The 24897-nt window shown below is 70.0% G+C and carries 24 protein-coding genes; 13 read left to right on the top strand and 11 right to left on the bottom strand.

Features of this window, described 5'->3' with window-relative positions; translation table 11 throughout:
• Window positions 1–46 precede the first annotated feature (46 nt).
• Complete coding sequence (locus E3T23_RS09015; protein ID WP_134370043.1) at window positions 47–1981, bottom strand: AMP-binding protein; 1935 nt, start codon at window positions 1979–1981, stop codon at window positions 47–49.
• An 86-nt stretch (window positions 1982–2067) separates the two neighbouring features.
• On the opposite strand from E3T23_RS09015, the gene E3T23_RS09010 reads away from it, so the two are divergent.
• Genes E3T23_RS09010 through E3T23_RS08965 form a run of 10 tightly spaced genes read left to right on the top strand, consistent with a single transcriptional unit; the run spans window position 2068 to window position 10962 of the window.
• Window positions 2068–2805, top strand: a complete 738-nt coding sequence (locus E3T23_RS09010; RefSeq protein WP_134370042.1) for a GntR family transcriptional regulator — start codon at window positions 2068–2070, stop codon at window positions 2803–2805.
• A 24-nt stretch (window positions 2806–2829) separates the two neighbouring features.
• Window positions 2830–4365 carry an MmgE/PrpD family protein gene (locus E3T23_RS09005; protein ID WP_134370041.1) on the top strand — a complete coding sequence of 512 codons (1536 nt, stop codon included), beginning with the start codon at window positions 2830–2832 and terminating at the stop codon, window positions 4363–4365.
• A complete protein-coding gene (gene prpB / locus E3T23_RS09000; RefSeq protein WP_134370040.1) occupies window positions 4365–5276 on the top strand; it encodes a methylisocitrate lyase in 912 nt (303 codons plus the stop codon). Before E3T23_RS09005 ends, prpB begins: the two co-directional genes overlap by 1 nt.
• 45 nt (window positions 5277–5321) lie before the next feature.
• Entirely contained in the window at window positions 5322–6452 is a 1131-nt protein-coding gene (locus tag E3T23_RS08995; protein WP_134370039.1) for a bifunctional 2-methylcitrate synthase/citrate synthase, read from the top strand.
• Window positions 6453–6488: 36 nt separating this feature from the next.
• The gene (locus E3T23_RS08990) at window positions 6489–7052 is read left to right on the top strand and encodes a phosphoribosyltransferase (RefSeq protein WP_134370038.1); all 564 of its coding nucleotides are present in this window, start codon (window positions 6489–6491) and stop codon (window positions 7050–7052) included.
• Window positions 7049–7768, top strand: a complete 720-nt coding sequence (locus tag E3T23_RS08985) for a Type 1 glutamine amidotransferase-like domain-containing protein (protein WP_134370037.1) — start codon at window positions 7049–7051, stop codon at window positions 7766–7768. The genes E3T23_RS08990 and E3T23_RS08985 overlap by 4 nt, the downstream gene beginning before the upstream one ends.
• A 7-nt stretch (window positions 7769–7775) precedes the next feature.
• A complete protein-coding gene (locus E3T23_RS08980) occupies window positions 7776–8462 on the top strand; it encodes a uracil-DNA glycosylase (protein WP_134370036.1) in 687 nt (228 codons plus the stop codon).
• Between the two features lie 25 nt (window positions 8463–8487).
• Window positions 8488–9066 carry a GNAT family N-acetyltransferase gene (locus tag E3T23_RS08975; protein ID WP_134370035.1) on the top strand — a complete coding sequence of 193 codons (579 nt, stop codon included), beginning with the start codon at window positions 8488–8490 and terminating at the stop codon, window positions 9064–9066.
• A 55-nt stretch (window positions 9067–9121) separates the two neighbouring features.
• Complete coding sequence (locus E3T23_RS08970; protein ID WP_134370034.1) at window positions 9122–9484, top strand: hypothetical protein; 363 nt, start codon at window positions 9122–9124, stop codon at window positions 9482–9484.
• Window positions 9485–9525: 41 nt separating this feature from the next.
• Window positions 9526–10962 (top strand): amidase, encoded by a 1437-nt coding sequence (locus tag E3T23_RS08965; RefSeq protein WP_134370033.1) that lies wholly within the window; start codon window positions 9526–9528, stop codon window positions 10960–10962.
• Window positions 10963–11022: 60 nt separating this feature from the next.
• On the opposite strand, the gene E3T23_RS08960 is transcribed toward E3T23_RS08965, so the two are convergent.
• Window positions 11023–13089, bottom strand: coding sequence for an MMPL family transporter (locus E3T23_RS08960; protein ID WP_134370032.1), 2067 nt, complete (start codon window positions 13087–13089; stop codon window positions 11023–11025).
• A 61-nt stretch (window positions 13090–13150) separates the two neighbouring features.
• Between E3T23_RS08960 and E3T23_RS08955 the strand changes: the two genes are divergently transcribed.
• The 3 genes from E3T23_RS08955 (at window position 13151) to E3T23_RS08945 (ending at window position 15754) form a co-directional block, all read left to right on the top strand.
• Window positions 13151–13675, top strand: coding sequence for a MarR family winged helix-turn-helix transcriptional regulator (locus E3T23_RS08955; protein ID WP_241977794.1), 525 nt, complete (start codon window positions 13151–13153; stop codon window positions 13673–13675).
• Between the two features lie 76 nt (window positions 13676–13751).
• Window positions 13752–14261 (top strand): Fur family transcriptional regulator, encoded by a 510-nt coding sequence (locus E3T23_RS08950; protein WP_241977792.1) that lies wholly within the window; start codon window positions 13752–13754, stop codon window positions 14259–14261.
• Complete coding sequence (locus E3T23_RS08945) at window positions 14258–15754, top strand: catalase (RefSeq protein ID WP_134370031.1); 1497 nt, start codon at window positions 14258–14260, stop codon at window positions 15752–15754. Before E3T23_RS08950 ends, E3T23_RS08945 begins: the two co-directional genes overlap by 4 nt.
• A 103-nt stretch (window positions 15755–15857) precedes the next feature.
• On the opposite strand, the gene E3T23_RS08940 is transcribed toward E3T23_RS08945, so the two are convergent.
• The 9 genes from E3T23_RS08940 to E3T23_RS08900 all read right to left on the bottom strand — a co-directional run bounded on the left by E3T23_RS08940 (window position 15858) and on the right by E3T23_RS08900 (window position 24766).
• The gene (locus E3T23_RS08940; protein WP_134370030.1) at window positions 15858–16577 is read right to left on the bottom strand and encodes a hypothetical protein; all 720 of its coding nucleotides are present in this window, start codon (window positions 16575–16577) and stop codon (window positions 15858–15860) included.
• Between the two features lie 53 nt (window positions 16578–16630).
• Window positions 16631–17050, bottom strand: a complete 420-nt coding sequence (locus E3T23_RS08935) for a DUF302 domain-containing protein (RefSeq protein WP_134370029.1) — start codon at window positions 17048–17050, stop codon at window positions 16631–16633.
• Between the two features lie 90 nt (window positions 17051–17140).
• Window positions 17141–17983 (bottom strand): SDR family NAD(P)-dependent oxidoreductase, encoded by an 843-nt coding sequence (locus E3T23_RS08930; protein ID WP_134370028.1) that lies wholly within the window; start codon window positions 17981–17983, stop codon window positions 17141–17143.
• Between the two features lie 16 nt (window positions 17984–17999).
• Window positions 18000–18383, bottom strand: coding sequence for a Fe-S oxidoreductase (locus E3T23_RS08925; RefSeq protein WP_134370027.1), 384 nt, complete (start codon window positions 18381–18383; stop codon window positions 18000–18002).
• A gap of 71 nt (window positions 18384–18454) precedes the next feature.
• Window positions 18455–19924, bottom strand: a complete 1470-nt coding sequence (locus tag E3T23_RS08920; protein WP_241977790.1) for a dihydrolipoyl dehydrogenase family protein — start codon at window positions 19922–19924, stop codon at window positions 18455–18457.
• A 71-nt stretch (window positions 19925–19995) separates the two neighbouring features.
• Window positions 19996–20802, bottom strand: a complete 807-nt coding sequence (locus E3T23_RS08915) for a crotonase/enoyl-CoA hydratase family protein (RefSeq protein WP_241977788.1) — start codon at window positions 20800–20802, stop codon at window positions 19996–19998.
• 94 nt (window positions 20803–20896) lie between these two features.
• Entirely contained in the window at window positions 20897–21730 is an 834-nt protein-coding gene (locus tag E3T23_RS08910; protein WP_134370026.1) for an arginase family protein, read from the bottom strand.
• 144 nt (window positions 21731–21874) lie between these two features.
• Window positions 21875–22606, bottom strand: a complete 732-nt coding sequence (locus tag E3T23_RS08905) for a PspA/IM30 family protein (protein ID WP_134370025.1) — start codon at window positions 22604–22606, stop codon at window positions 21875–21877.
• Between the two features lie 138 nt (window positions 22607–22744).
• Window positions 22745–24766, bottom strand: a complete 2022-nt coding sequence (locus E3T23_RS08900; RefSeq protein ID WP_241977786.1) for a TPM domain-containing protein — start codon at window positions 24764–24766, stop codon at window positions 22745–22747.
• Between the last annotated feature and the right edge of the window lie 131 nt (window positions 24767–24897).

Raw genomic sequence — 24897 nt, 5'->3', positions numbered from 1 at the left:
CGCTGTGTGGGATGGTGCGGGGTGATCTGTGGGGGTGACGGATGATTCAGGGGTGCGGGCGGACGCCGTGCACGGCCTGCTTCAGGGCGTCGAGGACTGTCGGGTCCTCGATCGTGGGCGGCACCGTGTAGGGCTCGCCGTCGACGATCTGCCGGATGGTCTTGCGGAGGATCTTTCCCGACCGGGTCTTCGGCAGTCGATCCAGGATAGTCACGTCCCGGAACGCGGCCACCGGCCCGACATGGTCCCGCACCAGCGCGATGAGCTCCGCGGCGAGGGTGTCGTGATCGATCGTGGCCCCGGCCTTGAGCGTGACGAAGCCTGCCGCGCGCTGCCCCTTGAGCGGGTCGTGCACCCCGAGTACCGCGCACTCGGCGACCGCCGGGTGCAGGGTGAGCACCTCCTCGAGCGAGCCGGTGGACAGCCGGTGCCCGGCGACGTTGATCACGTCGTCGGTGCGGCCCATCACGTAGAGGTAGCCGTCGTCGTCGAAGTGGCCGGAGTCCCCGGTGGCGTAGAACCCGGGGAACGCCGACAGGTAGGCGCTCTGGTAGCGGTCCTCACTGCCCCAGACCCCGAGCAGGGTACCGGGCGGCAGCGGGAGGCGGATGGCGATGTTGCCGTCCGTGCCGGTCCGCTTGACCGGTTTTCCCTTGGAATCGAGGATGACGATGTCGTATCCGGGCACCGGGAACGTGGCGGAGCCGGGCTTGGTGGGGATGTCGGCGAGGCCGCGCGGGTTCGCCGCAATCGCCCAGCCGGTCTCGGTCTGCCACCAGTGGTCGACCACGGGGCAGTGCAGGCCGTCATTGGCCCAGTGGTATGTCTCCGGGTCGAGGCGTTCGCCGGCCAGGAACAGGCCGTGCAGGCTGGAAATGTCGTGCCTGGCCAGTTCGACCAGGTCAGGGTCGACCCGGCGGATGGCGCGGATGGCCGTGGGTGCCGTGAACAGGACCGACACCCGGTAGTCCTCCACCACGCGCCAGAATGCCCCGGCATCGGGGGTGCCGACCGGTTTGCCCTCGTAGATGACCGTGGTGGCGCCGGACAGCAGCGGTGCGTAGACGATGTACGAATGGCCGACCACCCAGCCGACGTCCGAAGCCGCCCAGAATACGTCGCCGGGCTTGATGTTGTAGATATTGGCCATCGACCAGGCCAGCGCCACCGCGTGGCCGCCGTTGTCACGGACGATCCCCTTCGGGCTGCCGGTCGTGCCGGAGGTGTACAGGATGTACAGCGGGTCTTCGGAGCGCAGGCTGACCGGCGCCGCCGGAACCGCCTCGTTCTCCTCGTGGGCCCAGTCCAGCCAGGCCACGTCACCGGTGTCGGCGTAGTCGGCGGCGCAGCCGGGGATCATTTCCCGGTCGCGCACGATGACCGTGCGCACCGATCCCTTGCTGCGAGCGAGGGCGCGTTCGACCAGCGGCAGGTATTCGACCGCCCGGCCCGGTTCGAGGCCGCCGGAGGCGGTCACGATCACGGTCGGCCGCGCATCGTCGATCCGTACGGCGAGCTCGCTGGCGGCGAAGCCGCCGAAGACGACGGAGTGGATGGCGCCGATGCGGGCACACGCCAGCATGGCGACGATGGCTTCCGGGATCATCGGCAGGTACACGATCACCCGGTCGCCCTGGCCGACGTCGTTGGCGCGGAGCACCCCGGCGAAGCGCTCGACGCGCCCCAGAAGTTCTCGGTAGCTCAGACGTACCCGGGTGCCGGACATCGCCGAGTCGTAGATGACGGCCGTCTGGTCGCCGCGGCCGGCGAGAACGTGACGGTCGAGCGCGTTGTAGCTGGTGTTGAGTTCGCCGTCCGGGAACCAGCGCCAGGCGCCGGGGGAGCGCTCCTCCATGGCCACCGTCGGAGGCAGGGTCCAGTCGATCGCCTGCGCCGCCTGCAGCCAGAATGCCGAACGAGTGTGGACCGCGACGCTCTGCTGCCAGAGGTCGTGATATCCCGCTGCCGCTTCCCTTGACATTCGAACCTCCCCGTTGAAGCCCTATGTATACATAGAATTGCTGAAGTCTTGCATAGAACCGGCAAGAAGGGAATAACATGTGATCTGTGTATACAGAAACCCCAACGACGGGGAGCACCGGCCCGGTTCGCGCGAGTGAACGCGCCTACCGACAGCTCCGCGGAGAGATTCTCGACGGGCTCCTGGTGCCCGGCACCGGGCTGCTCGAGGTGGAGCAATCGGCCCGGATCGGGGTCTCGCGTACCCCGCTGCGCGCGGCGATCGCCCGGCTGATCGCCGACGGGCTGGTGGCCGGCCGCCCCGGCCGCGGTTTCATGGTCACCGAGATGAGCGTGGACAGCATCCGGGAACTCTACGAGGTGCGCCGGGCCCTGGAAGAACACGCCGCCCGCATCGCCGCCGAACGCCGTGACCCCGCGGTCTTCGAGGCCCTGCGCGCGCAGTTCGTTGCGGCCCCGGAGCTGCTCCGGCACGGCGACGCGGGGCTGCGCCGCTACTACGAGCTGATCGATGAATTCGACCTCGCCCTCGACGCGGCCGTCGCGAACCCCTTCCTCGTGGGGGCGCTCGCCGGGGTGCGCACGCACCTCGCCCGCATCCGTCGCCTGGCCCGGGACAACCCCCACCGGCTCCGCAGCGCCGCCGCCGAGCACCTCCTGATCGTGGATGCCGTGCTCGCGGGCGACTCGTCGCTCGCCGCCCACGCCACGCATGTGCACCTTCACCAGAGCCTCACTAGCGTTCTCGGGACGCTCGGGGAGGCCGGAGTCGTTCCGGCCGGCCCGGCGCCGCGCTCGGCGCATCACTCGCACTCACCGAACTAATCGACCTAATCGAAGGGATCCACCGTGCAGCTTCACCACGTTCGCGTTCACCGCAGCGACGAGAACCTCGCCCGCACCGACCAGCTCGCCTGGAAGATCGCCTTGTGCGCCGCAGACCCGGTCGAGGTGACCGACGAGGTGACCGAGATGATCATCAACCGGGTGATCGACAACGCCGCGGTCGCCGCGGCGTCGTTGACCCGGCGGCCGGTGGTGTCGGCACGCACGCAGGCGCTGGCGCATCCGCGCTCGTTGAACGGCATCGGGGCGACCGTGTTCGGCGAGCAGCTCTCCCGCCGGGTGTCGCCGGAATGGGCGGCCTGGGCCAACGGCGTGGCCGTGCGCGAACTGGACTACCACGACACGTTCCTCGCCGCGGAGTATTCACACCCCGGCGACAACATCCCGCCGGTCGTCGCGGTCGCCCAGCACCTCGCCACCGCCCGCGGCCTGACCGGTCGCGACCTCGTGCGCGGCATCGCCACCGGCTACGAGATCCAGATCGACCTGGTCAAGGGCATCAGCTTGCATGCGCACAAGATCGACCACGTCGCACACCTCGGCCCGTCGGCCGCCGCCGGCATCGGCACCCTGCTCGGACTCGACCCCGAGACCATCTTCCAGGCCGTGGGGCAGGCCCTGCACACCACGACGGCCACCCGGCAGTCGCGGAAGGGCGAGATCTCCAGCTGGAAGGCGCACGCCCCGGCCTTCGCCGGCAAGATGGCGGTGGAAGCGGTCGACCGCGCGATGCGCGGCGAAACCAGCCCCACCCCGATCTACGAGGGCGAAGACGGCGTGATCGCCTGGCTGCTCGACGGCCCCGCTGCCGCCTACGAGGTGTCACTGCCCTCGGCCGGTGAAACGAAGCGGGCCATCCTCGACAGCTACACGAAGGAGCACTCGGCGGAGTATCAGGCGCAGGCCTGGATCGACCTGGCCCGGAAGCTGCACCGGGAGCACCCGGCGTTGTCCGACCCGGCCAACGTCGCATCCGTCGTCATCCACACCAGCCACCACACCCACTACGTGATCGGATCGGGCGCGAACGACCCGCAGAAGTACGACCCCACGGCCAGCCGGGAGACGCTCGACCACTCCATCCCGTATATCTTCACGGTCGCCCTGCAGGACGGCAGCTGGCACCACGTGGACTCCTACCGGCCCGAACGCGCCGGCCGGGCCGACACGGTCGCCCTCTGGAACAAGGTGACCACCACGGAGGACCCGGAGTGGACCCGCCGATACCATTCGCTGGACCCGGCCGAGAAGGCCTTCGGCGGTCGCGTCGAGATCGAGCTCACCGACGGCAGCCGGATCGTGGACGAGATCGCCGTCGCCGACGCCCACCCGCTCGGAGCGAAACCGTTCGGGCGGGCCGAATACGTGAACAAGTTCCGCACCCTCGCGCAGGGAATCGTCGAGGAGGGCGAGATCGTGCGCTTCCTCAGTGCGGCCGAACGCCTACCGCGGCTCGGAGCCGGGGAGCTCGGCCAGCTCACCATCGTGGCCCACAACGGGCTGCTCGCCTCGCTCCCCACCGCGAACGGAATCTTCTGATGCTGTACTCGACGCTCACCCCCGCCGCCAAACGGGCCGCGTTCCGCGCGGACCTGGCGAGCGGACGGCTGCTGCGCTTCCCCGGCGCGTTCAACCCGCTCTCGGCCCGGCTGATCGCGGCCAAGGGCTTCGAAGGGGTGTACATCTCCGGTGCGGTGCTCTCGGCCGACCTGGGACTGCCCGACATCGGCCTGACCACCCTCACCGAGGTGGCCGGCCGGAGCCAGCAGATCGCCCGGATGAGCGACCTGCCCACGATCGTGGACGCCGACACCGGCTTCGGCGAACCGATGAACGTGGCGCGCACGATTCAGACCCTCGAGGATGCCGGCCTGGCGGGTATGCACATCGAGGACCAGGTCAATCCGAAACGCTGCGGTCACCTGGACGGCAAGCAGGTCGTGGACGACGGAACGGCGGCCAAGCGCATCCGGGCGGCCGTCGATGCCCGGAGGGATCCGAACTTCCTGATCATGGCGCGCACGGACATCCGTGCCGTCGACGGCCTGGCCGCCGCGGTCGACCGGGCGAAGAAGCTCGTCGACGCCGGGGCCGACGCGATCTTCCCGGAGGCGATGGCGTCCCTGGCCGAGTTCGCGGCCATCCGGGCCGCCGTGGACGTGCCGGTGCTGGCGAACATGACCGAATTCGGCAAGGGCGAGCTCTACACGACCCAGCAACTGGCGGATGTCGGAATGAATATCGTCATCTTCCCGGTGTCCCTGCTGCGCCTGGCGATGGGGGCGGCCGAACGCGGCCTGGACACCATCGAGGCGTTGGGGTCCCTGACCAGCCTGCTGCCGGAGATGCAGCACCGGGCGAGGCTCTACGAACTGCTCGACTACGAGTCGTACAGCCACTTCGACTCCGGCGTCTTCAACTTCACCCTCAACCCGGATGTTGCCTCGTAGCACCCGGCTTCGCACGCAGATCCAATCTCAACGCAAGGGAGCGACATGAGTCAGAACGAACCGACCATCTACAAGGGCCTGGCCGGCGTCGTGGTCGACCGCACGCAGGTGTCCAAGGTCAACCCCGACACGAACTCGCTGCTGTACCGCGGCTACCCGGTGCAGGAGCTGGCGGCGCAGAAGAGCTTCGAGGAGGTGGCCTACCTGCTCTGGCACGGCGAGTTGCCGACCGATGCGGAGCTCGGCGAATTCGAGGAGCAGGAGCGCTCGCTCCGGCACCTGACTCCCGCCGTGAAGCGCGTCATCGACGAGCTGCCGATGACCGCGCACCCGATGGACGTGGTGCGCACGGCGGTCAGCCTGATCGGGGCGAACGACCCCGATGCGGCGGATGCGTCACCGGCGGCCAACCGAGCCAAGGGCCTGCGGCTCTGGGCCCAGATGCCGGCGATCGTGGCCTACGACCAGCGCCGCCGGAACGGCCTCGAACCGATCGAACCGCGAAGCGACCTCGGCTACTCGGCCAACTTCCTGTTCATGACATTCGGAGAGGTGCCCGAGCTCGTGGTCGTCAACGCGTTCGACGTGTCGATGATCATGTACGCGGAGCATTCCTTCAACGCGTCGACGTTCACCGCCCGGGTGATCACCTCGACCATGTCCGACCTGCACTCCGCGGTCACCGGGGCGATCGGGGCGCTCAAGGGCCCTCTGCACGGCGGGGCGAACGAGGCCGTGATGCACATCTTCGATGAGATCGGGCTCGGCCTGGGGGCCGGGGAACGCGCCGAGGCCTGGCTGAACGAAACCCTCGCCGCCAGGCGCAAGGTGATGGGCTTCGGCCACCGGGTGTACAAGCACGGGGACTCACGGGTTCCGACCATGCGGACCGCGCTGGTCACTCTGGTCGAGCACTACGACCGGCCCGACCTGCTGGAGCTCTACGAATCCCTCGAGGCCGGGATGACGAAGCGCACCGGCATCCTGCCGAACCTGGACTACCCGTCGGGGCCGGCGTACAACCTGATGGGATTCGACACCCTCACGTTCACGCCGATCTTCGTTGCGGCGCGGCTGACCGGGTGGACGGCGCACATCATCGAACAGACGGCATCGAATGCCCTGATCCGGCCGCTTTCGCTCTACAACGGCCACGAAGAGCGGCACCTGGCCTGACCCGGCGGTGGCCGTGCCGTGACCTACCATTGGGAGATGGGATTCGACGCGGACGACGCTGCAAGTAATGTGACCGGTATTGAGCGGGAAGTGCTGGGCTGGGACGTGTTCGCGGACGCGTCTCGCCAGCTGTCCTCGATGGTGCTGGCGAGCGGTTTCCGGCCGGATGTCGTGATCGCCATCGCCCGCGGCGGCCTGCTGCTCGCCGGCGCGATGTCCTACGCGCTCGGCACCAAGAACTGCGGCAGCATCAACGTGCAGTTCTACACCGGCGTCGACGAGCGCCTGCCCGAACCGGTGCTGTCGGGACCGATGCTCGACGCGCCGTCGCTGACCGGCCTGCGCGTGCTGCTCGTCGACGACGTCTCCGACTCCGGGCACACGCTCGCGATGGTCGTCGCGCTGCTGCGGGAGACGGCCTGCGAGGTGCGCACCGCCACCCTGTACACGAAGCCCCGCACCGTGCTGGTGCCCGACTTCACGTGGTGCGAAACGGATGCCTGGATCGTGTTCCCCTGGGCGTCGCTGCCTCCCGTGGCGGAAAGCCTCGCCGGCGCGACCCTGCCTGCCGACACCCTGCCTGCCGCGAGCCTGCTGTGAGCGTGCACCTGGTCGGTGGCGGCTGGAATGCCCGGACCGACGCGGCCGTCTTCGGCCCCTTCCTGGCCGAGGCCACGGCGCGCGGAGCCGCCTCCGGTCGCGCGGAGCCGCTCCTCGCGATCCTCGTGGTGCGTGACGGTGACGGCGCCGAACACGCCGCGAGCCTGGTCGCCGCCGTTGCCGCGGCCGGCGTGTTCGAGTCGAAGGTCACCGTCGTGGCCCCGGGCGACGTCTTCGCCCTGGCCGCTCTCTCCGAGGTCGACGGCATCCTGGTCGGCGGTGGGGTCACCCCGGCGTACCTGGCCGCCGTGACCCCGATTGCCGGTGAGATCCGCCGCCAGGTGGCTGCCGGCATCCCCTATCTCGGTTTTTCCGCCGGCGCGACGATCGCGGCCGAGCGCGCCCTGATCGGCGGCTGGCGCATGGGCGGCGTCGAGGTCAGCGGCGAGCACGCCGCCGAGGGGCTCGACGAGATCGCCATCGAACTTGGCATCGGACTGCTCGACGTCACCGTCGAGGTGCACGCAGCCCAGTGGGGCACCCTCTCCCGGCTGGTCGCGGCCACCGAGGCCGGCCTGATCGACGGCGGACTGGCCGTCGACGAGAACACCGCGCTGGTCGTGGGCGAGGGCGCGCTCGGCGTCGTCGGAGCAGGCAGCGTCTGGCGCGTCAGCCAGTCCGATGGCGGCGTGCTGGTGAGCACCTTCGGGGCCTGAGCCGGGCATGTCCTCCTCCCTCGCGGCGCTGGCCGCCGGCCGGGCCGTCGATCCCGGTTGGGCCCGGGCGCTGGCGCCCGTGGCTCCGCAGATCGATGCGCTGGCGGAGTTCCTCCGCGCCGAGACCCAGGCCGGCCGGGACTGGCTTCCCGCCGCGGAAAACGTCTTCCGCGCCTTCGCCGAACCGTTCGACGAGGTCAGGGTGCTCATCGTCGGCCAGGACCCGTATCCGAGCGCGGGGCATCCCATCGGGCTCGCCTTCGCGGCCGAGGCGCACGTGCGGCCGCTGCCGCGCAGCCTGGCGAACATCTTCCGGGAGCTGCACGACGACGTGGGTGTCACCGGCATCACCGGCGACCTCTCCCCGTGGTCGCAGCGCGGCGTTCTTCTGCTCAACCGCGTGCTCACCGTGCAGGCCGGCCTCGTCGGGTCGCATCGGCGCCGTGGCTGGGAATGCGTGACCGAGCAGGCCATCCGTGCCCTCGTCGCCCGCGAACGGCCGCTCGTGGCGATCCTCTGGGGGAAGGATGCCGGCACGCTGCGGCCGCTGCTCGGGGACACCCCGGTGATCGAGTCCGCGCACCCGAGCCCGCTCTCGGCCCGGCGCGGGTTCTTCGGTTCGAAGCCGTTCAGCCGGGCCAACGAGTACCTCGTCCGCGCCGGGGCGGCGCCGGTGGACTGGTCCCTCGGGTAATCTGGAGGCTCTGAAGGAGTCAGCTGTGCTTGAAGAGGAATACCAGCCGCGCCGGCAATTGCCCCGGCATCTTCGACCGACGCCCACGGAAGAGGCGCCGTTCGGATTCACCCTGCGTGAGGCCCACATCACCGATCTGCCCTATATCCGGGAGATCTACAACTACTACGTCGCCAACAGCACGGTCACCTTCGACGTCGATCCGATGACCCTGGCCGAGTGGCGCAGCAAGTTCTACTACCTGGGCAAGCTCGGGATGCCGTTCATCGTCGCCGTCTCCCCGGCCGGCCAGCTGCTCGGCTACGCCCTGGTCAGCCCGTGGAAGCAGAAACGTGCCTACCGGTTCACGGTCGAGAACTCGATCTATCTCGGCGCGGCGTCCACCGGCAAGGGACTGGGCAGGATGCTGCTCGGCGAACTGATCGAGCGCTCCAAGGCGGCCGGGCTCAAGGAGATCATCGCGGTCATCGCCGACCAGGGCGCCGACGCGTCGATCAAGCTGCACCGTGACTTCGGCTTCGAGGAGATCGGCCGGATGGGCAAGGTCGGCTTCAAATTCGACCGCTGGCTCGGCACCGTGCTCCTGCAGAAGAGCCTCAAATAGGCCGGTGCGGCACCTGGATTCAGGCCGGCGGCCACGGGACGCCTAAAATCGAGGGATGACGGATGCCCTTCCAGCCCTGCCCGAGCACCACACCGTGTTGCGCTCCTTCGCAGGCCACCTCGATGCCGGTCCCGACGCCGTGTTCAACCGGCTCGTGGTCGCGATGGCCGCGGGGGCCGCCGGAGGCGGGAATGTGTACACCGACCGGGACCGGCGCATGGTCGTGCTGCGGCGCGGCTGGTGGTACCGCGGGGAGTACCAGGTGCTGCCCGAGGACGAGACCGGGTCACTCGTGCAGTACGAGATCGTCAACGTGGCGCAGGTGGCGCCGTGGGCCGGGTCGTGGGCGGCGGCATCCGTTCTGCGGGCCTCGCCGCGGGCCTTCCAGACGCTGCTGACCGGCCTGTCCCACCCCTGACCGGCACGCCGCCCGGCTGCCTTGCTGACTAGGCTCGGGGGATGGCCGCTCCGCATGAACTGACCGCTCTCGAACAGTGGCAGGCGCTGCAGCGCGGTGAGCTCAGTCCCACCGAGCTGACCGAGCACTACCTGGGCCGGATCGAGGCGCAGGACCCCGGACTCGGCGCGTTCGTGACCGTGACGGCGGATGCCGCGCGCGAGCGGGCCCGCTTCGTCGAGCAGAACGTGCCGCGCACCAGGCCGCTCTGGGGTCTGCCCTTCGCCGACAAGGACCTGCAGAGCCGCGCCGGGGTGCCCGCCCGGTTCGGTTCCCGGCTGTTGCAGAACAACGTGCCGGCCGAGTCCGACGATCTCGTGCTCGCGCTCGACACGGCCGGCGGGGTGAGCCTGGGCAAGACCAGCACGCCCGAATTCGGGCTGCCGTCGTACACCGAGACGCTGGCCGGACCGCCCGCGCGCAACCCGTGGGACCGCACCCGTGGTGCCGGCGGCTCCAGCGGCGGGGCGGCGGTGGCCGTCGCCGCCCGGCTGCTTCCCTTCGCGCCGGGCTCCGACGGCGGCGGCTCGGTGCGGATCCCCGCGGCGGCCTGCGGCCTCGTGGGCGTGAAGCCGTCACGTGGCAGGGTGCCGTCGGGCTCCGGGATCGACGCGCTCGGCGGCCTCAGCGTGGCCGGGCCGCTGGCACGGACCGTGACGGATGCCGCCCTGCTGCTGGACGCCATGATCGCGCCGCGGGGCGGGCATCCGCAGCACCTGTTCTCGCTGAGGGCCCCCGCCGACGACGCCCCCCTGCTGGCCGCCGCCGTGCGCGGCGAGGGGCGGTTCCAGCTCGGCGTGATGACGACCTCCGCCTGGGACGACTCCTACCCGATCGCGCTCTCTCCCGAGGCGCTGGCGGCCCTGAGGGTGGCCGTCGACGAGTTCGCGGCCCTGGGTCACGGTGTGGAGGAGACGGCGCTCGAACCCGACGACAGCTATGTGCCGGCCTTCCGCACGATCTGGCAGGCCGGGGCCGCGGGCATCCCCGCCGACACCCCGGAGCAGGAGCAGCTACTCGAACCGCTCACCCGGTGGCTGATGCACCGCGGTCGGGAACTCTCGGCCAGGGACCTGGCCCAGGCGCTCGCGGCCCTGGCCGCCTACGAGCGGTCCTTCATCCGCCAGCTGTCCCGGTTCGACGCGGTGCTGACCCCGGCCCTCGCGCTCACGCCGCGCCCGATCGGCTGGTACGACGCGGTCGACGGGGAGCGCAATTTCGCCCAGCAGGTGCAGTACACGCCGTTCACGTCCATGGTGAACGTGAGCGGACTGCCCGCGATCGTGCTGCCCGTGGCCGAAACCGCTGCGGGACTGCCGATGGGGGTGCAGCTGATCGGCCGCCCCGGTGGCGAGGCCACACTGCTGGCGCTCGGCGCCCAGCTCGAACGGAGGCTGCGCTGGCAGCACCGCACACCGCCCGAGGCCGATCCGCGGTAGACCGCAGCAGAGCTGGATTGCGGCAGCGCCAGACCGCGGCAGCGCCAGACCGCGGCAGCGCTAGACCCGCGGGGCCTTCGCGGCCGGACGCGACGGCCACCAGAAGCGGTCGCCGGTGAGGAAGACCAGCGCCGGCACCACGAGGGTGCGCACCACGAGCGTGTCGAGCAGCACGCCGATGCAGACGATGACACCGATCTGGGTGAGTGCCACGACCGGCAGCACGCCCAGTACGGCGAAGACCGCCGCGATCAGGATGCCGGCGCTCGTGATGACCGCACCCGTCGACGACAGGGCGCGCACCATGCCCTCCCCGGTGCCGAACCGGATGCCCTCCTCCCGGGCCCGGGTGGTGAGGAAGATGTTGTAGTCCACCCCGAGTGCCACCAGGAACAGGAACGCGAACAGCACCACGTTGGTGTTGAAGGCAGGGAAGCCCATCAGATTCTGGAAGATCCAGTTGGAGGCGCCGAGACTGGCGAAGAAGGTCGCCAGCACACTCAGGATCAGCAGCACGGGCGCCACCAGGGAGCGCAGCAACAGGGCGAGGATGGCGAACACGATGGCCAGGATCATCGGGATGATCAGGGCCTGGTCCGCCTGGGCGCTTGTCTTGTTGTCGAAGGCCGTGGCATCGCTGCCGCCGACCAGCGCCTCGGACACGTCGCCCGACGCATCGGCATAGGTGCCGCGCAGGGTGTCGATAATGAAGAAGGTCTCGTCGCTGCCCGGCTCGCTGGCCAGGGAGAGGTCCAGCCGGGTGAGGCCGTTCGCGCTCTCGCCCGGCAGAACGGACTCGATGCCGGGCGTCTCGGCGGCGAGCTTCGTGGCCTCGATTGCGGCGGCATCCGGAACCAGCACGATGGTCTGGCTGGTCAGGCCGGCCGAGAAGGACTCCTCCACGATGGCCTGCGCCTGCACCGACTCGGGCTTGCCGAGGAGCTGGTCGGCCTGCGACAGCCCCACCGAGGCGCCGATCAGCCCCAGGCTGAGGGCGGCGATACCGGCGACGGATGCCGCGATGACCACGATCGGACGGCGCTGCACGCCGCGGCCGAGACGGGTCCAGAAGCCGGGGCGCAGCGCGGTGCCGGAGCCCGGCAGGTAGCGGGGGATGAACGGCCAGAACAGGCCGCGGCCGCAGACCACCAGTGCGGCCGGCAGCACGACCAGGGCGAAGATGATGGCGATGACCACGCCGATGGCGCAGGCGAACCCGAGCGCGCGGTTACCCGACAGCTCGGCGAACAGCAGGGTGAGCAGGCTGAGCGCGACCGTGCCGCCACTGGCGGCGATGGCCGGGCCGGCGCCGCGCACCGCGGCCAGCATGGCGTCGTTGCGGCTCTCGGTGCGGAGCAGCTCCTCGCGGTAGCGGGCCACGAGCAGCAGGGCGTAGTTCGTGCCCGCTCCGAAGACCAGCACGGACTGGATGCCGGCGACGGAAGGGTCGAGGGTGATGCCGAACGGTTCGGCCAGCGCGCCGACGACGACGCCGGACAGGCCGTCCGCGATGCCGACGACGACGAGCGGAACGATCCACAGGACGGGGCTGCGGTAGGTGACGATCAGCAGCACGGCCACGACGATCACGGTGACCAGCAGCAGTCGCACGTCGGCGCCGGCGAAGGCGTTCGTGATGTCGGACTGGAAACCGACGGCGCCGGTGACGTAGGCGTCGAGGCCCGTCGGCAGACCGTCGGACGCGGTGTCCCGGATGTCGGTGGCCGTCTGCCCGATGTCGGCGTTGGCCTCGTCCGCGTCCAACGGCACGATGCTGATGGCGGCCTGCCCGTCGTCGCTGAACCGCGGCGTGGTGGCCCGCGGGGCGATCGATTGCTCGGCGAGGGCGGCGGCGCGTTCGGTGATGGCCGCGATGTCCGCCTGGGTCAGCTCGCTGCCGTCCCGGGTCCAGACCACGATTGCGGAGGTCTGCTCGGCCGACGGGAACTCGGCGAGGAGTGCGTCGACCTGTGCGGCCTGGCTGGAGGTGGGCAGCCCGGAGGTGGGGAACTCCTCGGAATCGTCGGAGGGGAGAAGGGCGAAGAGCAGGCCGACGGCGACGATCGTCGCGACCAGGACGATCCAGGCCGTGCGTCGACCGGTGATGAACCGTTGAATCGCGAGCACAATTCCTCCAAGAAGCCTGATTGCTAGGCGTCCTAGCAATATTCGTAATAGTATGTCGTTTATGGAAGAGCGTCGCAAGTTCACTCCCGGTGCCGAGGCCGGGGTTGCCGGCACGCCCGGGAGCGGCGAAGACCGTGATTCCGGCCTGCCGGATTCGGGTGCGATCGGCTTCCGGCTGCATGAGATCGTGCATCTCTCTCGCGCCTTCGAGCGCCAGGTCGGAGCGGCCCTCGCGGTGAACACCACCGACCTGTCCGCCATGGAACACCTGATCCAGGAGGGATCGCTGACCCCGGGCGAGCTGTCCCGACGCCTGGACATCTCCACGGCGGCAACCACTCTCGTGGTCGACCGGCTGGTGGCCCTCGGCCACGCGCAGCGGCATCCGCACTCTTCGGACCGACGCAAGGTCGTCGTGGTGCCGGCTCAGGAGTCGGTTGCGCGCGCGTTCCAGCAGCTGTATCCGGTGATCGGGGGAGTGGCGGCGGTCACCCAGGAGCTCTCCGACGACGAGCGGCAGGTCATCGAGGCCTTCCTCGCCCGGGTCGTCGGCGTCTACCATTCGGTGCTGGGTTCGCCGGCCTGACTTTTGCGACTGCCTGCGCCACGCCGACGGGGTCTGCTGTTTTGATTGACTCAAAACAACTGTTAGCGTGGGGCCCATGACGGAAACTGAGCGGATGCGGGCGGATGAGCCGCCGCGCACGCTCGCCGACAGCATCCGTGCCGCGGGGCTCAAGGTCACCGCGCCCCGCCTGGCGGTGCTGCGGGTTCTCGACCAGGCCCCGCACTCGACCGCCGAGCGACTGTTCGCCACGGTTCGAGCCGAACTGCCGAGCACCTCGCTGCAGGCCGTCTACGGCGTGCTCGCGGCCTTCACCGCTGCCGGGATCGCGCAGAAGATCGAGCCGGCCGGTTCCCCGGCCCTGTTCGAGCGCCGGGTCGGCGACAACCACCACCACATCGTCTGCACCCGCTGCAGCGCGGTGCACGACGTCGACTGCGCCGTGGGGCAGGCACCCTGCCTGACCCCCGCGCATGCCTCCGGATTCGCCGTGCACACCGCCGAGGTCACCTATTGGGGTCTCTGCCCCGACTGCCAGGCGGCCACATCCGCCTCACCGTCCCTACTTTCCGCACCTGCACCGCTGTCGAACAAAGGAGCACGATGACTATCAAGCCCACCACCACGCAGACGGGAACGCCCGTCGCCAGCGACGAGCACTCCCTCACCGTCGGAACCGAGGGAGTCACCGCCCTGCACGACCGGTACCTGGTCGAGAAACTGGCCCAGTTCAACCGGGAGCGCATCCCGGAGCGCATCGTGCACGCCAAGGGCGGCGGAGCACACGGCCAGTTCGTGGTGACCAATGACGTGTCCCAGTACACCCGCGCGGCCGTGTTCCAGCCCGGCGCGACCACCGAGACGATCCAGCGCTTCTCCAGCGTCGCCGGCGAGCAGGGCAGCCCCGACACCTGGCGCGACGTGCGCGGTTTCTCGGTGAAGTTCTACACCTCCGAGGGCAACTACGACATCGTCGGTAACAACACCCCGGTGTTCTTCATCCGCGACGGCATCAAGTTCCCCGACTTCATCCACTCTCAGAAGCGCCTGCCGGGCTCCGGCCTCCGCGACGCGACCATGCAGTGGGACTTCTGGACGCTCTCCCCTGAGTCCGCGCACCAGGTCACCTACCTGATGGGCGACCGCGGCCTGCCGCGCTCGTGGCGTGAGATGCCCGGCTTCGGCTCGCACACCTACCAGTGGATCAACGCCGCCGGCGAGCGCTTCTGGGTGAAGTACCACTTCACCTCCAACCAGGGCAACATCGAGATGGAGGGTTCGGAGGCCGAGCTCATCGCGGGCGCCGACGCCGACTATTACCGTCGCGACCTGCACGACGCGATCGAGGCCGGCGATTTCCCGTCCTGGGACCTCTCCGTGCAGGTCATGCCCTACGAAGACGGCAAAACGTACCGGTTCAACCCGTTCGACCTCACCAAGGTCTGGCCGCACGCGGACTACCCGCTGATCAAGATCGGCACGCACACCCTGAACCGCAACCCGGAGAACTTCTTCGCGGAAATCGAGCAGGCGGCCTTCTCCCCGGCGAACTTCGTGCCCGGCATCGCGGCGAGCCCCGACAAGATGCTGATGGCGCGCATCTTCTCCTACCCGGACGCCCAGCGCTACCGGGTCGGCACCAACTTCGCCGAGCTGCCGGTCAACGCTCCGAAGTCGCCGGTGAACAACTACTCGCAGGACGGCGCCGCGCGCCACCACTACAACCCGCCGACCGCGCCGAACTATGCCCCGAACTCGTTGGGCGGCCCCGTGGCCGATCCGCTGCTCGCGGTCGAAGGCGGCTGGGAGAACGACGGCGAGCTGATGCGCGCCGCGGCGAAGCTGCGCAGCGAGGACAGCGACTTCGGCCAGGCCGGAACGCTGTACCGCGACGTCTACGACGACGACGCCAAGGCGCGCTTCCTCGACACCATCACCGGTGCCATCAGCGGGGTGCAGCGCCCCGAGGTGACCGAGCGCGCCATCGCGTACTGGACCGCCGTCGACGTCGGCCTCGGCATCAAGCTGCGCGCGAACCTTGCGACCTGGGCCGAAGCCGACATGCTGGCCGAGGCCGCATCCGGTTACCCGGTCGAGTAGCAGCACCGCCCGCACCGCAGAACGCCCGGCCTCCTCGGAGGCCGGGCGTTCTCGTGTCCGGCTCTCGTGTCGGGCCCCTATCCGGTGTGCCGGTGAACCGGCGTCAGCAGTAGAAGGCGCGCGTCGTGTCGGGCGCGACGATCGCGGTCACGACACCGCCGGGCTGCAGGAGGGCCACGCCGCCGAAGGCGGAGCCGTCTTCACCCCAGGGGGCGCCGTCAGCCACCTTGTCGTAGACGAACGGGCCCGAGCCGTCGTTGTATTCATCGTGCGCCTGGTCCTCCGGGAGCGCGTCGAAGAAGGCCTGGGCATTGTCGCCGACCGCGAATCCACCGCTGCTCTGCAGGGCTATCCCGGCAACGGCGGGGCCGCTGAACTTGACCGTGAACCCCGTCGACGCCACGGAGAGGCTTGCGTCGTCCCAGTCGTAATGGGTCGAGGGGGCGTCGCAGGCCTCATCCTGCGTCATCTCCGTCTGGACCGGCGACTTACCGAAGGTAGTCGTGAGAAAGGTGATGGCCGTGCGGGGGCCGTCGGCGAAGACCGCGATCTGCACGGTCTGCCCGTCGGAGGTCTGGCTGACCAGCCGGGAGCCACTCATCACGATCGTCGACACGGTGGACGCTGCGGCCTGCGTCGGCGTGGCCGGGGGAGTGGCCGACGCAGTGGCCTCCGCGGTGGCCTGCACGGTGGCGGTGGGGGTGGTCCCCGGTGCGGGGGCGGAGGAGCAGGCGCTCAGCAGCAGCCCCGCCAGCATGGCCAGGGCGATGCTGCCCCGGATCCGGGACCGGGCCCGATCACCTGTTGTGCGTCGTTCAGTCATTGATTCCCCCGCCGGTCACTGTGTCCCCCACCCGATCATGCCGTGGTCACATGTTACTGCGCGGCGCCGGCGAGCACGGCGGCGAGGGCTGCGCGCAGCCGGGCATCCGCCTCGATGGCGACCTGTTTGATCTCCGGCTTCGTGCTGAGCTGCGCCATGATGGCCGGGTCGAGGGCCTCCACGGTGGTCTCCCCGGCCCCCGCGTGGCGACGAACGACGACGTTGCAGGGGAGCAGGGCGCCGATTCCCGGGTCGGCAGTCACGGCTCGCTGGGCCAGGGCGGGGTTGCACGCACCGAGAATCAGGTAGTCGCCAACCGCATCGGCGGCTTCCTGGCCGAGCTTGGCCGCGAAGGTGGACTGCATGTCGATTTCGGTCAGCACTCCGAAGCCCTGGTCGGCGAGCGCTTCCCGGGCCATCCGGACCGCCTCGTCGAACGGGACATTGACCGTGACTGTGTGTGCGTAGCTCATGGTGTTCCTCCACTTGGATGACGTTCACTCGGGACGGCGCAATGTCACCCCGAGTCCATCATGCGCGCAGGTGGCCCGACCCGCCACCGTCTAGGAAGCCAGAGGTGCCGAGTGCGCGGCGACCAGCGCGGAGCTCCGCTCCCAGAGTTCGGCCGCCAGCTGGGCGTCGTAGGCCTGCTTGTTCGCCTTCTGGATGCGGCGCTTCTCGTAGTACTCGCCCGATGCCCAGTCGGTGCCCGGCTTCGCGGTGGCCAGCCAGACCAAGGTGTCGGCCCCCTGCTCGGCCCCGAGCAGCAGGCGTTTCAAGGGAGTCTGGTAGATCAGCCGCATCAGGGTCGTCGACCCGGTGGAGAAGCTCGTCGCCACCACGCCCGGGTGGAAGGCGGCCGTGGTGAGTCCCTGGTCGCTGTAGCGGTGGTGGAGCTCCCTGGTGAAGAGGATGTTCGCAAGCTTGGCGTCGCCGTAGGACTTGTTCGCGGAGTACTTCGTCTCGGCCTGCAGATCGCCCAGGTCGATCTTGCCGAAGAGCAGGTTGGCGGCGCTGGACGTGTTGATCACCCGGGCCTGGCTGGCGATGAGCCGATCCATCAGCAGGGTGGTCAGCAGGAAGGGAGCCAGGTGGTTGACCTGGAAGGTCTTCTCGCAGCCGTCCACGGTGGTTTCGCGCTCACCCATGATTCCGCCGGCGTTGTTGGCGAGCACGTCGATGCGCGGGTAACGCTCCTGCAGTTCGACCGCGAGGTTGCGCACCTCGTCAAGGCGGGAGAAGTCGGCCACGAGGAAGTCGGCGCCCAGCTCCGCGGCGATAGCGGCGGTCTTGGCGGGCGAGCGGCCCACGATCACGACGCGGTCGCCGGACTGGCTGAGGGCGCGGGCGGCGGCGGCGCCGATCCCGTCGCTGGCGCCGGTGATCACGATGGTGCGTTCGGTCATTTCTGGTCCCCCTGGGTTACGTGACATAGCCGCCCTTTTTCAGGCCGGCTTCGATTTCGAAGCGGTTCTGCAGCGGATTGCGGCCGGCCACCAGGTAGAGCAGCGGAAAGACCATGCCGAAGCGCTGCCACTGGCGTTTGTGCACGGCCTCGTGTTCGAGGACGGCCGCCGACACGTTCCGGTTGGTCAGGTAGCAGCCGCCGACACAGGATCCGCCGCGACCGAATGTCCAGGCGGGCATCCCGCGGAAGACGATGAGGCCGCCTCGGCGCTCGACCTTGCCGGTGCTCCAGATGGATCCCCAGATCAGGGCGACCGTGGTGGCGTAGAGATAGCCGGCCCGGCTGAGGGGGGAGTCGAAGAGGATGCGGCGCACTCCTCCAGCGTAGGCGGCCCCCACGACAGAAAGCTGAGTCTTTCGCTCCCCAGGCGGTGCCGCCCGATCAGGCCAGTCCACGGGCGCGGGCGCGGCTACGGGCGGCCGTACTCCTCGAGCAGGCGCAGCCAGACCTCGCTCAGGGTGGGGTAGCTCGGCACCGCGTGCCACAGCCGGCGGATCGGCACCTCACCGACCACGGCAATGGTGGCCGCGTGCAGCAGCTCCGCGACATCCGGCCCCACGAAGGTGGCCCCGATCAGCACCTCCCGGTCGAGGTCCACGATGGCGCGCGCCGACCCGGTGTAGCCGTCGGCGTGCACGGATGCCCCGGCCACCCCGCCCAGGTTGTAGTCCAGCACCCGAATGCGAAACCCGGCCTTCTCGGCAGCAGCCTGGGTCAGTCCGATCGACGCCACTTCGGGGTCGGTGAAGGTGACCTGCGGCACGGCGGCATGGTCGGCCGTGGCGACGTGGGTGCCCCAGCGGGTGTCGTCGACGCTTGTGCCGGCGGCCCGGGCCGCGATCACGTCGCCGGCCGCGCGGGCCTGGTACTTGCCCTGGTGCGTGAGGAGGGCCCGGTGGTTGACGTCGCCGGCGGCGTACAGCCACTCCCCGGCCAGTTCCGGCGCGGCGCCCTGCACCAGCAGGGTGTCGTCGACCTCGAGCCAGTCACCCGGTGCGAGGCCAACCGTTTCGAGCCCGACATCCTCGGTGCGGGGCACCCGACCGGTGGCCACGAGCACCTCGGTCGCGGTGACCCGGGTGCCGTTGGACAGGGTGAGCGTCACGTCGCCGTCGGCGTTGCGGGTCGCCTCGGTGGTCGACACCCCGGACAGCACGGTGACGCCTGCTTCCCCGAGGGCAGCGAGCACGAGTTCGCCGGCGAACGGCTCCTGACCGCCGAGCAAAGCGCTCCGAACGATCATCGTGACCTCGGCGCCGAGCCCGGCGTAGGCGGTGGCCATCTCGGCCGCGACCACGCCGCCGCCGATGATCGCCAGGCTGTCCGGGATTCCGGGGGCGCTGGTGGCCTCGCGGCTGGTCCACGGCGACACGGATGCCAGGCCGGCGATGTCGGGCAGCAGCGCCGTCGACCCGGTGCTGACGACCACGGCGTGCGCGGCGGTCAGCACGGTCGTGTTGCCGTCGTCAGCGGTCACGGTCACCTGCCGCACACCGGTGAGCCGGGCGTGCCCGCGCACGAGGGTGATCCCGGTCTTCTCCAGCCAGCGCACCTGGCCCTCGTCGGACCAATTGCTCGTGAAGGAGTCGCGGCGGCGCAGAACGGCCGCGACATCCAGGTCGCCGGTGACAGCCTCCGCTGCCCCACCGACGCGCCGGGCGGCGGCCAGAGCCGCCCCGCTGCGCAGCAACGCCTTCGACGGCATGCACGCCCAGTAGGAGCACTCGCCGCCGACCAGCTCGGCCTCGATGATCACGGTGCGCAGGCCTGCCTGCGTCGTGCGGTCGGCGACGTTCTCGCCCACAGCGCCGGCGCCGATCACGATGACGTCGAAGCTCATCGCGCCGGGTTCGGTGGGGGTGGTGCTGGTGGCGGGCATCCGTCTCTCCTGGGGTCAGTGGCACTGATCAGTGGCGCTGATCAGTGGCGTGAATCGGTGGTGCGGACAGCCTAACGCCCGACGAACGTCGCGGGCCGGCGACTGACGAAGGCCTCCATGCCGATGCGGGAGTCCTCGGTCACGGCCAGGCGGGCCAGGGCCGGCTGCAGCCCGGCCTCCGCGGCCGCGGCGCCCTCCCGCACGGCGGTGCGGGCGCTGGCGAGCGTGGCCTGCACGGCCAGCGGGGCCTGGGCGGCGATCCGCTCGGCCAGTTCCAGTGCACGCTCGAACTGGGTTCCGTCCGGTACCACCTCCTGCACGAGCCCGATGCGGTGGGCCTCGCGGGAGTCGAACATGTCGCCGGTGAGCATCCAGCGCATGGCGTTGCCCCAGCCGGAGGTGCGCGGGAATCGGATCGTCGCGCCGCCGAACGGCAGGATCCCGCGCGCCACCTCGATCTGGCCGAACCGGGTCGACTCGGCCGCGACGGAGATGTCGCTGGCGAGCATCAGCTCGATGCCGAGGGTGAGGCAGGTGCCCTGCACGGCCATCACCACGGGCTTGGACACGCTCTGCCCGTCGACCTGCCACGGGTGGATGCCGCCGTCCGGCACCATGTCCAGGCCGTCGGGGCCGAGCCGGGGGCCGATGTCGGCCAGGTCGAGGCCGGCCGTGAAGTGGTCGCCGACCGCGTAGACGAGGCCGACGCGAAGCTCGGGGTCGCGCTCCAGCTCCCCGTAGGCGAGAGCCAGCTGCTGCAGCAGCGCCAGGTCGGCGGCGTTGCGCTTCTCCGGGCGGTTGAAACCGATCAGCAGCACGTGCCCGCGCCTCTCGGTGATGATTCGTGATGAATCGGAAACGGAGTGCTGCTCGTTCACGGATGCCTCCCTTGGCCTCGTGACGCTGGCGCGTCGATCCCATGCTAAGGCCGCGCGGGGCAGCCCCCCGACCAGCACTTTCGAGTCGCGGAACTCAGCGGGTGAGCGCGCCGATGATGCGCAGGATGCTCGGCAGGTCGTCGGTGGCGGCCTCCGGCGAGGCCGGGGCGAATCCGGCGATGGTGGCGCCGGCCAGCTCGAATTCGGCGCGCAGGGCGGTGATCAGCCGGTTCAGGGACTCGACGCTCAGCCCGAACGGGTAGAGGTCGGCGAGGCCGTCCAACGCCGACGGGTCGAGCACGTCCAGGTCGAGATGCAGGTAGAAGTTCTGCACGCCGGTGGCGTGCAGGGCAGCGACGAGGGCGCCGGGGGAGTCGAGGTCGTCGACCGGGAGGCTCACGATCCCACGTTCCTGGATCAGCGCGTCCTCGGCCGGGTCGAGGTCGCGCACGCCGCCGATGACGACGCGCTCCAGCGGAATGCACACGTCCGCGTCGAGGGTCAGCCCCTCGGCGCCCTCGCCGGTGATGGCGCGCAGCACCATGCCGGTGAAACCGCGGGAGGAGGAGGTCTCGGGGGTGTGCAGGGCGGCGTGGGCGTCCAGCCAGACCACGGCGAGGTCATCCGGATGCCGCCGCGACGCGTGCTCGACGGCCGCCAGTGACACCCCGTTGTCGCCGCCGATCGTGAGCACCGGTCCGTCACGGCCGGGCAGCGCGGCCGCGAGTCGTTCGCGCACCATGACCAGGGTCGAGAAGCGGTCGATTCCGGTGTTGAGAGCATCGCCGGCCTCGGCCGGCACGGGCACTTGGTGGGTGACGGAGGAGGGAAGATCGCCTCGGATCGCCTCCGCCCCGTCGCTCAGGCGCATCGCGCGCGGAGAAACCGAACCCTGCCACTGCGGCACAACAACGAAGGTGGGAGCCATACTTCAGTATGCTCCCAGACCTTCCCCGCGCGCGGGGTTTTCGTGGCGGATCGGGCGGCCCCGAACGCCCGATGAGCTGCCCCGAACGCAGAGGGGCGCCGATGGGATGCTCCCGTCGGCGCCCCTCTGTGCGGGTAGCGGCCGCTACTGCGTGATGGAGCTGGTTCCGCCGGACTTGAGCGCGGCGAGGCGAGCGTCGACCTCGGTGAGTTCGCCGAGGTCGTCGAGGCTTTCGAACTGGGCGTCCAGGCTCGACGCGGCCAGTTCGTGGGCACCGCGCACGCGGGCCTCCTCGCGGCGGATCTTGTCCTCGAAACGGCTGACCTCGCTGGTCGGATCCATGATGTCGATGCTCTTGACGGCATCCATCACCCTGGTCTGCGCCTCGGCGGTCTTCGACCGAGCGATCAGTTCGCTGCGCTTGGCGGAGAGCTGGTTCAGCTTCTCCTTCATCTTGTTGAGGCCGTCCTTGAGCTGGGCCACGACGGCCGTCTGCGAGGCGATCTGAGGTTCGGCGATCTTCGCCTCCTTCTCGGACTGCAGCTGGCGGCCGAGGGCCATCTTGGCGAGGTTGTCGAAGCGGTCGGCGTCGGCCGTGTTACCGGCGGCACGCAGCTCGTCGGCTTTGCGGCTCGCGGCCAGGGCCTTGCCGCCCCACTCGGTCGCGGCTTCCACGTCTTCCCGGTAGTCGTCCTCGAGCAGGCGCAGGTTGCCGATCGTCTCGGCGATCGCGCTCTCCGCGTCGGCGATGCTGTTGGTGTAGTCGCGCACCATCTGGTCGAGCATCTTCTTCGGGTCTTCGGCGGAGTCCAGGATTGAGTTGATGTTCGCTTTGGTCAGCTGGGAAATTCGGCCGAAGATGGATTGTTTCGTCATTGTGCGGTGTCCTTTCGAGTTCCGGAGCAGCGGATGCCTCCATTGTGTCGGTTTGTGCTGGTCGAGTCGTGCGTGGGCCCCGGGCGGGGCGCCGGGCTGCTGTTTCGGCATGCCCGGCGGATGCGAGGGGTCCGGTGTCTAGAACCGCCCGCCTCCGCCGCGGCGCGAACGGGATCCGGCCCCGCCGAATCCGCCGGGCATGCCGAAGCCGCCGCCCCCGCCGCGGCGACCGCCGCCTCCGCCTCCGCCGAACATGCCGCCCCCGCCGCCGCCGGAGAGGATCGTGTTGATCAGGATGCCGCCGAGCACGGCCCCCATCACCCCGTTGCCGCCGCTGCCGCCGGTTTGGTGACCGGGGCCGTAGCCGCCCGGAACCTGACCGGCGAACCCGTCGACGTCGTCCCGGGCGCGGGCGATGGCGGCCGCGGCGAGGGAGTTGGCCCGTTGCGAGGCGGCCAGGGCGGCATCCGGGTCGGCGGTGGCCAGTGATTCGGCCTCCACGAGGACCCGTCCGGCTTCGGCGAGCCGGGTGCGCGCCTCCGCGCCCACGGCCCCTCGTCGGGCGGAGATGAAGTCTTCGGCGGCCGACACCTGCCCGCGCGCGGCGAGCAGGTTCTGGTTCAGGGCGGCCCGGGCGCGCTGGGCGCGTGCCTCGGCGTCCCGCACGCCCTGCAGCGCGGCATCCATCTGGTTGTTGGCGGCGTCGAGCCCCGCCATCAGCTCGAGCGGGTTGATCCGGCCGGCCGCGGACCGGGCGCGCACGTCGGCGAGGGTCTGTTCGGTGTGGCCGATCACCCCCGGCAGCGCGGCGGCAGCCTCGGTCGACGCGGGCAGGCCGCGCGCGGTCACCAGATCGGTCTGCAGTTCGGCGACCGTGGCCGCCATCCGCTGGGTTGCGGCGGCGAGGTCGGTGCCGAGGCGGTCCACGGCGTCCAGCAGCATTCGTGCCTGGTCGACCGATTCCTCGGCCGCACGGATGTCCACGGCGGCCGCCGCCGTCTCGCCGGCACCCAGCCGGGTGGCGGCGCGGGCCAGGGCGGTGTCCGTGAAGGCGAGGCGTTCCCGAGTCTCGGCGGGGTTGTCGGCGACCGTGCCGAGCGTCGCGTCGGTGTAGCGGGCGGCCAGCCCCGCCAGGCTCTCCTCGCTGCCGCCGAGGCGGGCCCGCACCGCATCGGCGCCCCGGGACACGGTGGCGGCGACCGCCGGAGCGTTCTTCTCCAACTGTCGCAGTTCGTCGAAGTCGTCGGTCTGCGCGTCGAGGGTGAGGTTGGCCTGGCTGCAGAGGTCGATGATCGCGGCGTACCAGGCCCGCTCCTGCTCTTCGGAGTCGGGCTCGGCATCGTCGAGTTTCTGCTGCAGGGTGAACGCCTGGCTGAGCTGGTTCCTGGCCGTTTCGAGCGCAGCCTGGAAGGCGGTGGTGGCCTCCGTGCCGTACTGGGCGACCGCGAAACCGAGCTCCTGCTCGCTGGAACGGATCGCGTCGTCGGTCTGCACGAGGGTGCTCGAGGCGCGCCGCTTGAGCTCGGGGGTCGTCAGGGCCTGCAACCCGGTCGGCGCTGCGGCGCCGGCCGGGAGGGACTTCCTGCCACCGCGGCGGGCGAGCAGGATGACCGCGCCGACGACAAGGAGCACGAGCACGGCGATGACCACGAACACGACGATGAGCAATCCGCCGGCACCGCCGGGGCTTTCGTTTCCGGGGCTGATCTCGCCCGGAGCGACCGGTTCGCCCTGGAGAGCCGCGGAGACCCCCTCGGCTGCGCTGATCGCGGCGCCCGCCCAATCGTTCTGGCGCAGGGCCGGCTCGATGGCGACGGTTTCGATCTCCCGGAGCTGGGCATCCGTCAGCGCCGAGTCGGGGGCCACCGACAGCTGGTACTGGCGGTCGTCCGTCGCCACGGCCAGCAGCACGTCGTTGGTGCCGAAGCCGTTGTTGTCGGCCGTCTGGTCGGCCCACTGCTCGCGGTCCTCGACCCCGGTGAAACTGTCGACGTAGGCCACGAAGAGGTCGGCACCGGTCTCGGAATAGAGCTCATCGAACGCGGCGGTGACTTCGTCCGCGCGGTCGGTGACGGCGTCGACCGTGTCCACGATATGACTGGCCCCGAAGTCGACCGGGTCTTCAGCCCAGGCCGCCGTGGGCGCCCACGCGCTGGACATCGAAAAGCTCACAACCGCCGCAACCGCGACCGGAATCAACCACCGTGACCGCATGGACCCCATCCTCACACCAACCATCGCTTCTCCGGCGTTCCTCTGCCGAGCATAGAACGGCGAAGCAGGCCCGTCCA

The sequence above is a fragment of the Cryobacterium cheniae genome (genome assembly GCF_004403395.1).
Classification (GTDB): domain Bacteria; phylum Actinomycetota; class Actinomycetes; order Actinomycetales; family Microbacteriaceae; genus Cryobacterium; species Cryobacterium cheniae.
The sequence above is the reverse complement of the archived record's forward strand: the minus strand, read 5'-3'. Positions and strand labels throughout refer to the sequence as shown.

Excerpts from the sequence above, each read along its gene's own strand:
- E3T23_RS08905 (WP_134370025.1), bottom strand. The coding sequence starts at position 22,606 with ATGACGAAACAATCCATCTTCGGCCGAATTTCCCAGCTGACCAAAGCG.
- E3T23_RS08945 (WP_134370031.1), top strand. The coding sequence starts at position 14,258 with ATGACTATCAAGCCCACCACCACGCAGACGGGAACGCCCGTCGCCAGC.
- E3T23_RS08935 (WP_134370029.1), bottom strand. The coding sequence starts at position 17,050 with ATGAGCTACGCACACACAGTCACGGTCAATGTCCCGTTCGACGAGGCG.
- E3T23_RS08990 (WP_134370038.1), top strand. The coding sequence starts at position 6,489 with ATGGGATTCGACGCGGACGACGCTGCAAGTAATGTGACCGGTATTGAG.
- E3T23_RS08965 (WP_134370033.1), top strand. The coding sequence starts at position 9,526 with ATGGCCGCTCCGCATGAACTGACCGCTCTCGAACAGTGGCAGGCGCTG.
- E3T23_RS08995 (WP_134370039.1), top strand. The coding sequence starts at position 5,322 with ATGAGTCAGAACGAACCGACCATCTACAAGGGCCTGGCCGGCGTCGTG.
- E3T23_RS08980 (WP_134370036.1), top strand. The coding sequence starts at position 7,776 with ATGTCCTCCTCCCTCGCGGCGCTGGCCGCCGGCCGGGCCGTCGATCCC.
- E3T23_RS08930 (WP_134370028.1), bottom strand. The coding sequence starts at position 17,983 with ATGACCGAACGCACCATCGTGATCACCGGCGCCAGCGACGGGATCGGC.
- E3T23_RS09015 (WP_134370043.1), bottom strand. The coding sequence starts at position 1,981 with ATGTCAAGGGAAGCGGCAGCGGGATATCACGACCTCTGGCAGCAGAGC.
- E3T23_RS08955 (WP_241977794.1), top strand. The coding sequence starts at position 13,151 with ATGGAAGAGCGTCGCAAGTTCACTCCCGGTGCCGAGGCCGGGGTTGCC.
- E3T23_RS08940 (WP_134370030.1), bottom strand. The coding sequence starts at position 16,577 with ATGACTGAACGACGCACAACAGGTGATCGGGCCCGGTCCCGGATCCGG.
- E3T23_RS08910 (WP_134370026.1), bottom strand. The coding sequence starts at position 21,730 with ATGGCTCCCACCTTCGTTGTTGTGCCGCAGTGGCAGGGTTCGGTTTCT.
- E3T23_RS08950 (WP_241977792.1), top strand. The coding sequence starts at position 13,752 with ATGACGGAAACTGAGCGGATGCGGGCGGATGAGCCGCCGCGCACGCTC.
- prpB (WP_134370040.1), top strand. The coding sequence starts at position 4,365 with ATGCTGTACTCGACGCTCACCCCCGCCGCCAAACGGGCCGCGTTCCGC.
- E3T23_RS08900 (WP_241977786.1), bottom strand. The coding sequence starts at position 24,766 with ATGTCCAGCGCGTGGGCGCCCACGGCGGCCTGGGCTGAAGACCCGGTC.
- E3T23_RS08970 (WP_134370034.1), top strand. The coding sequence starts at position 9,122 with ATGACGGATGCCCTTCCAGCCCTGCCCGAGCACCACACCGTGTTGCGC.
- E3T23_RS08920 (WP_241977790.1), bottom strand. The coding sequence starts at position 19,924 with ATGCCCGCCACCAGCACCACCCCCACCGAACCCGGCGCGATGAGCTTC.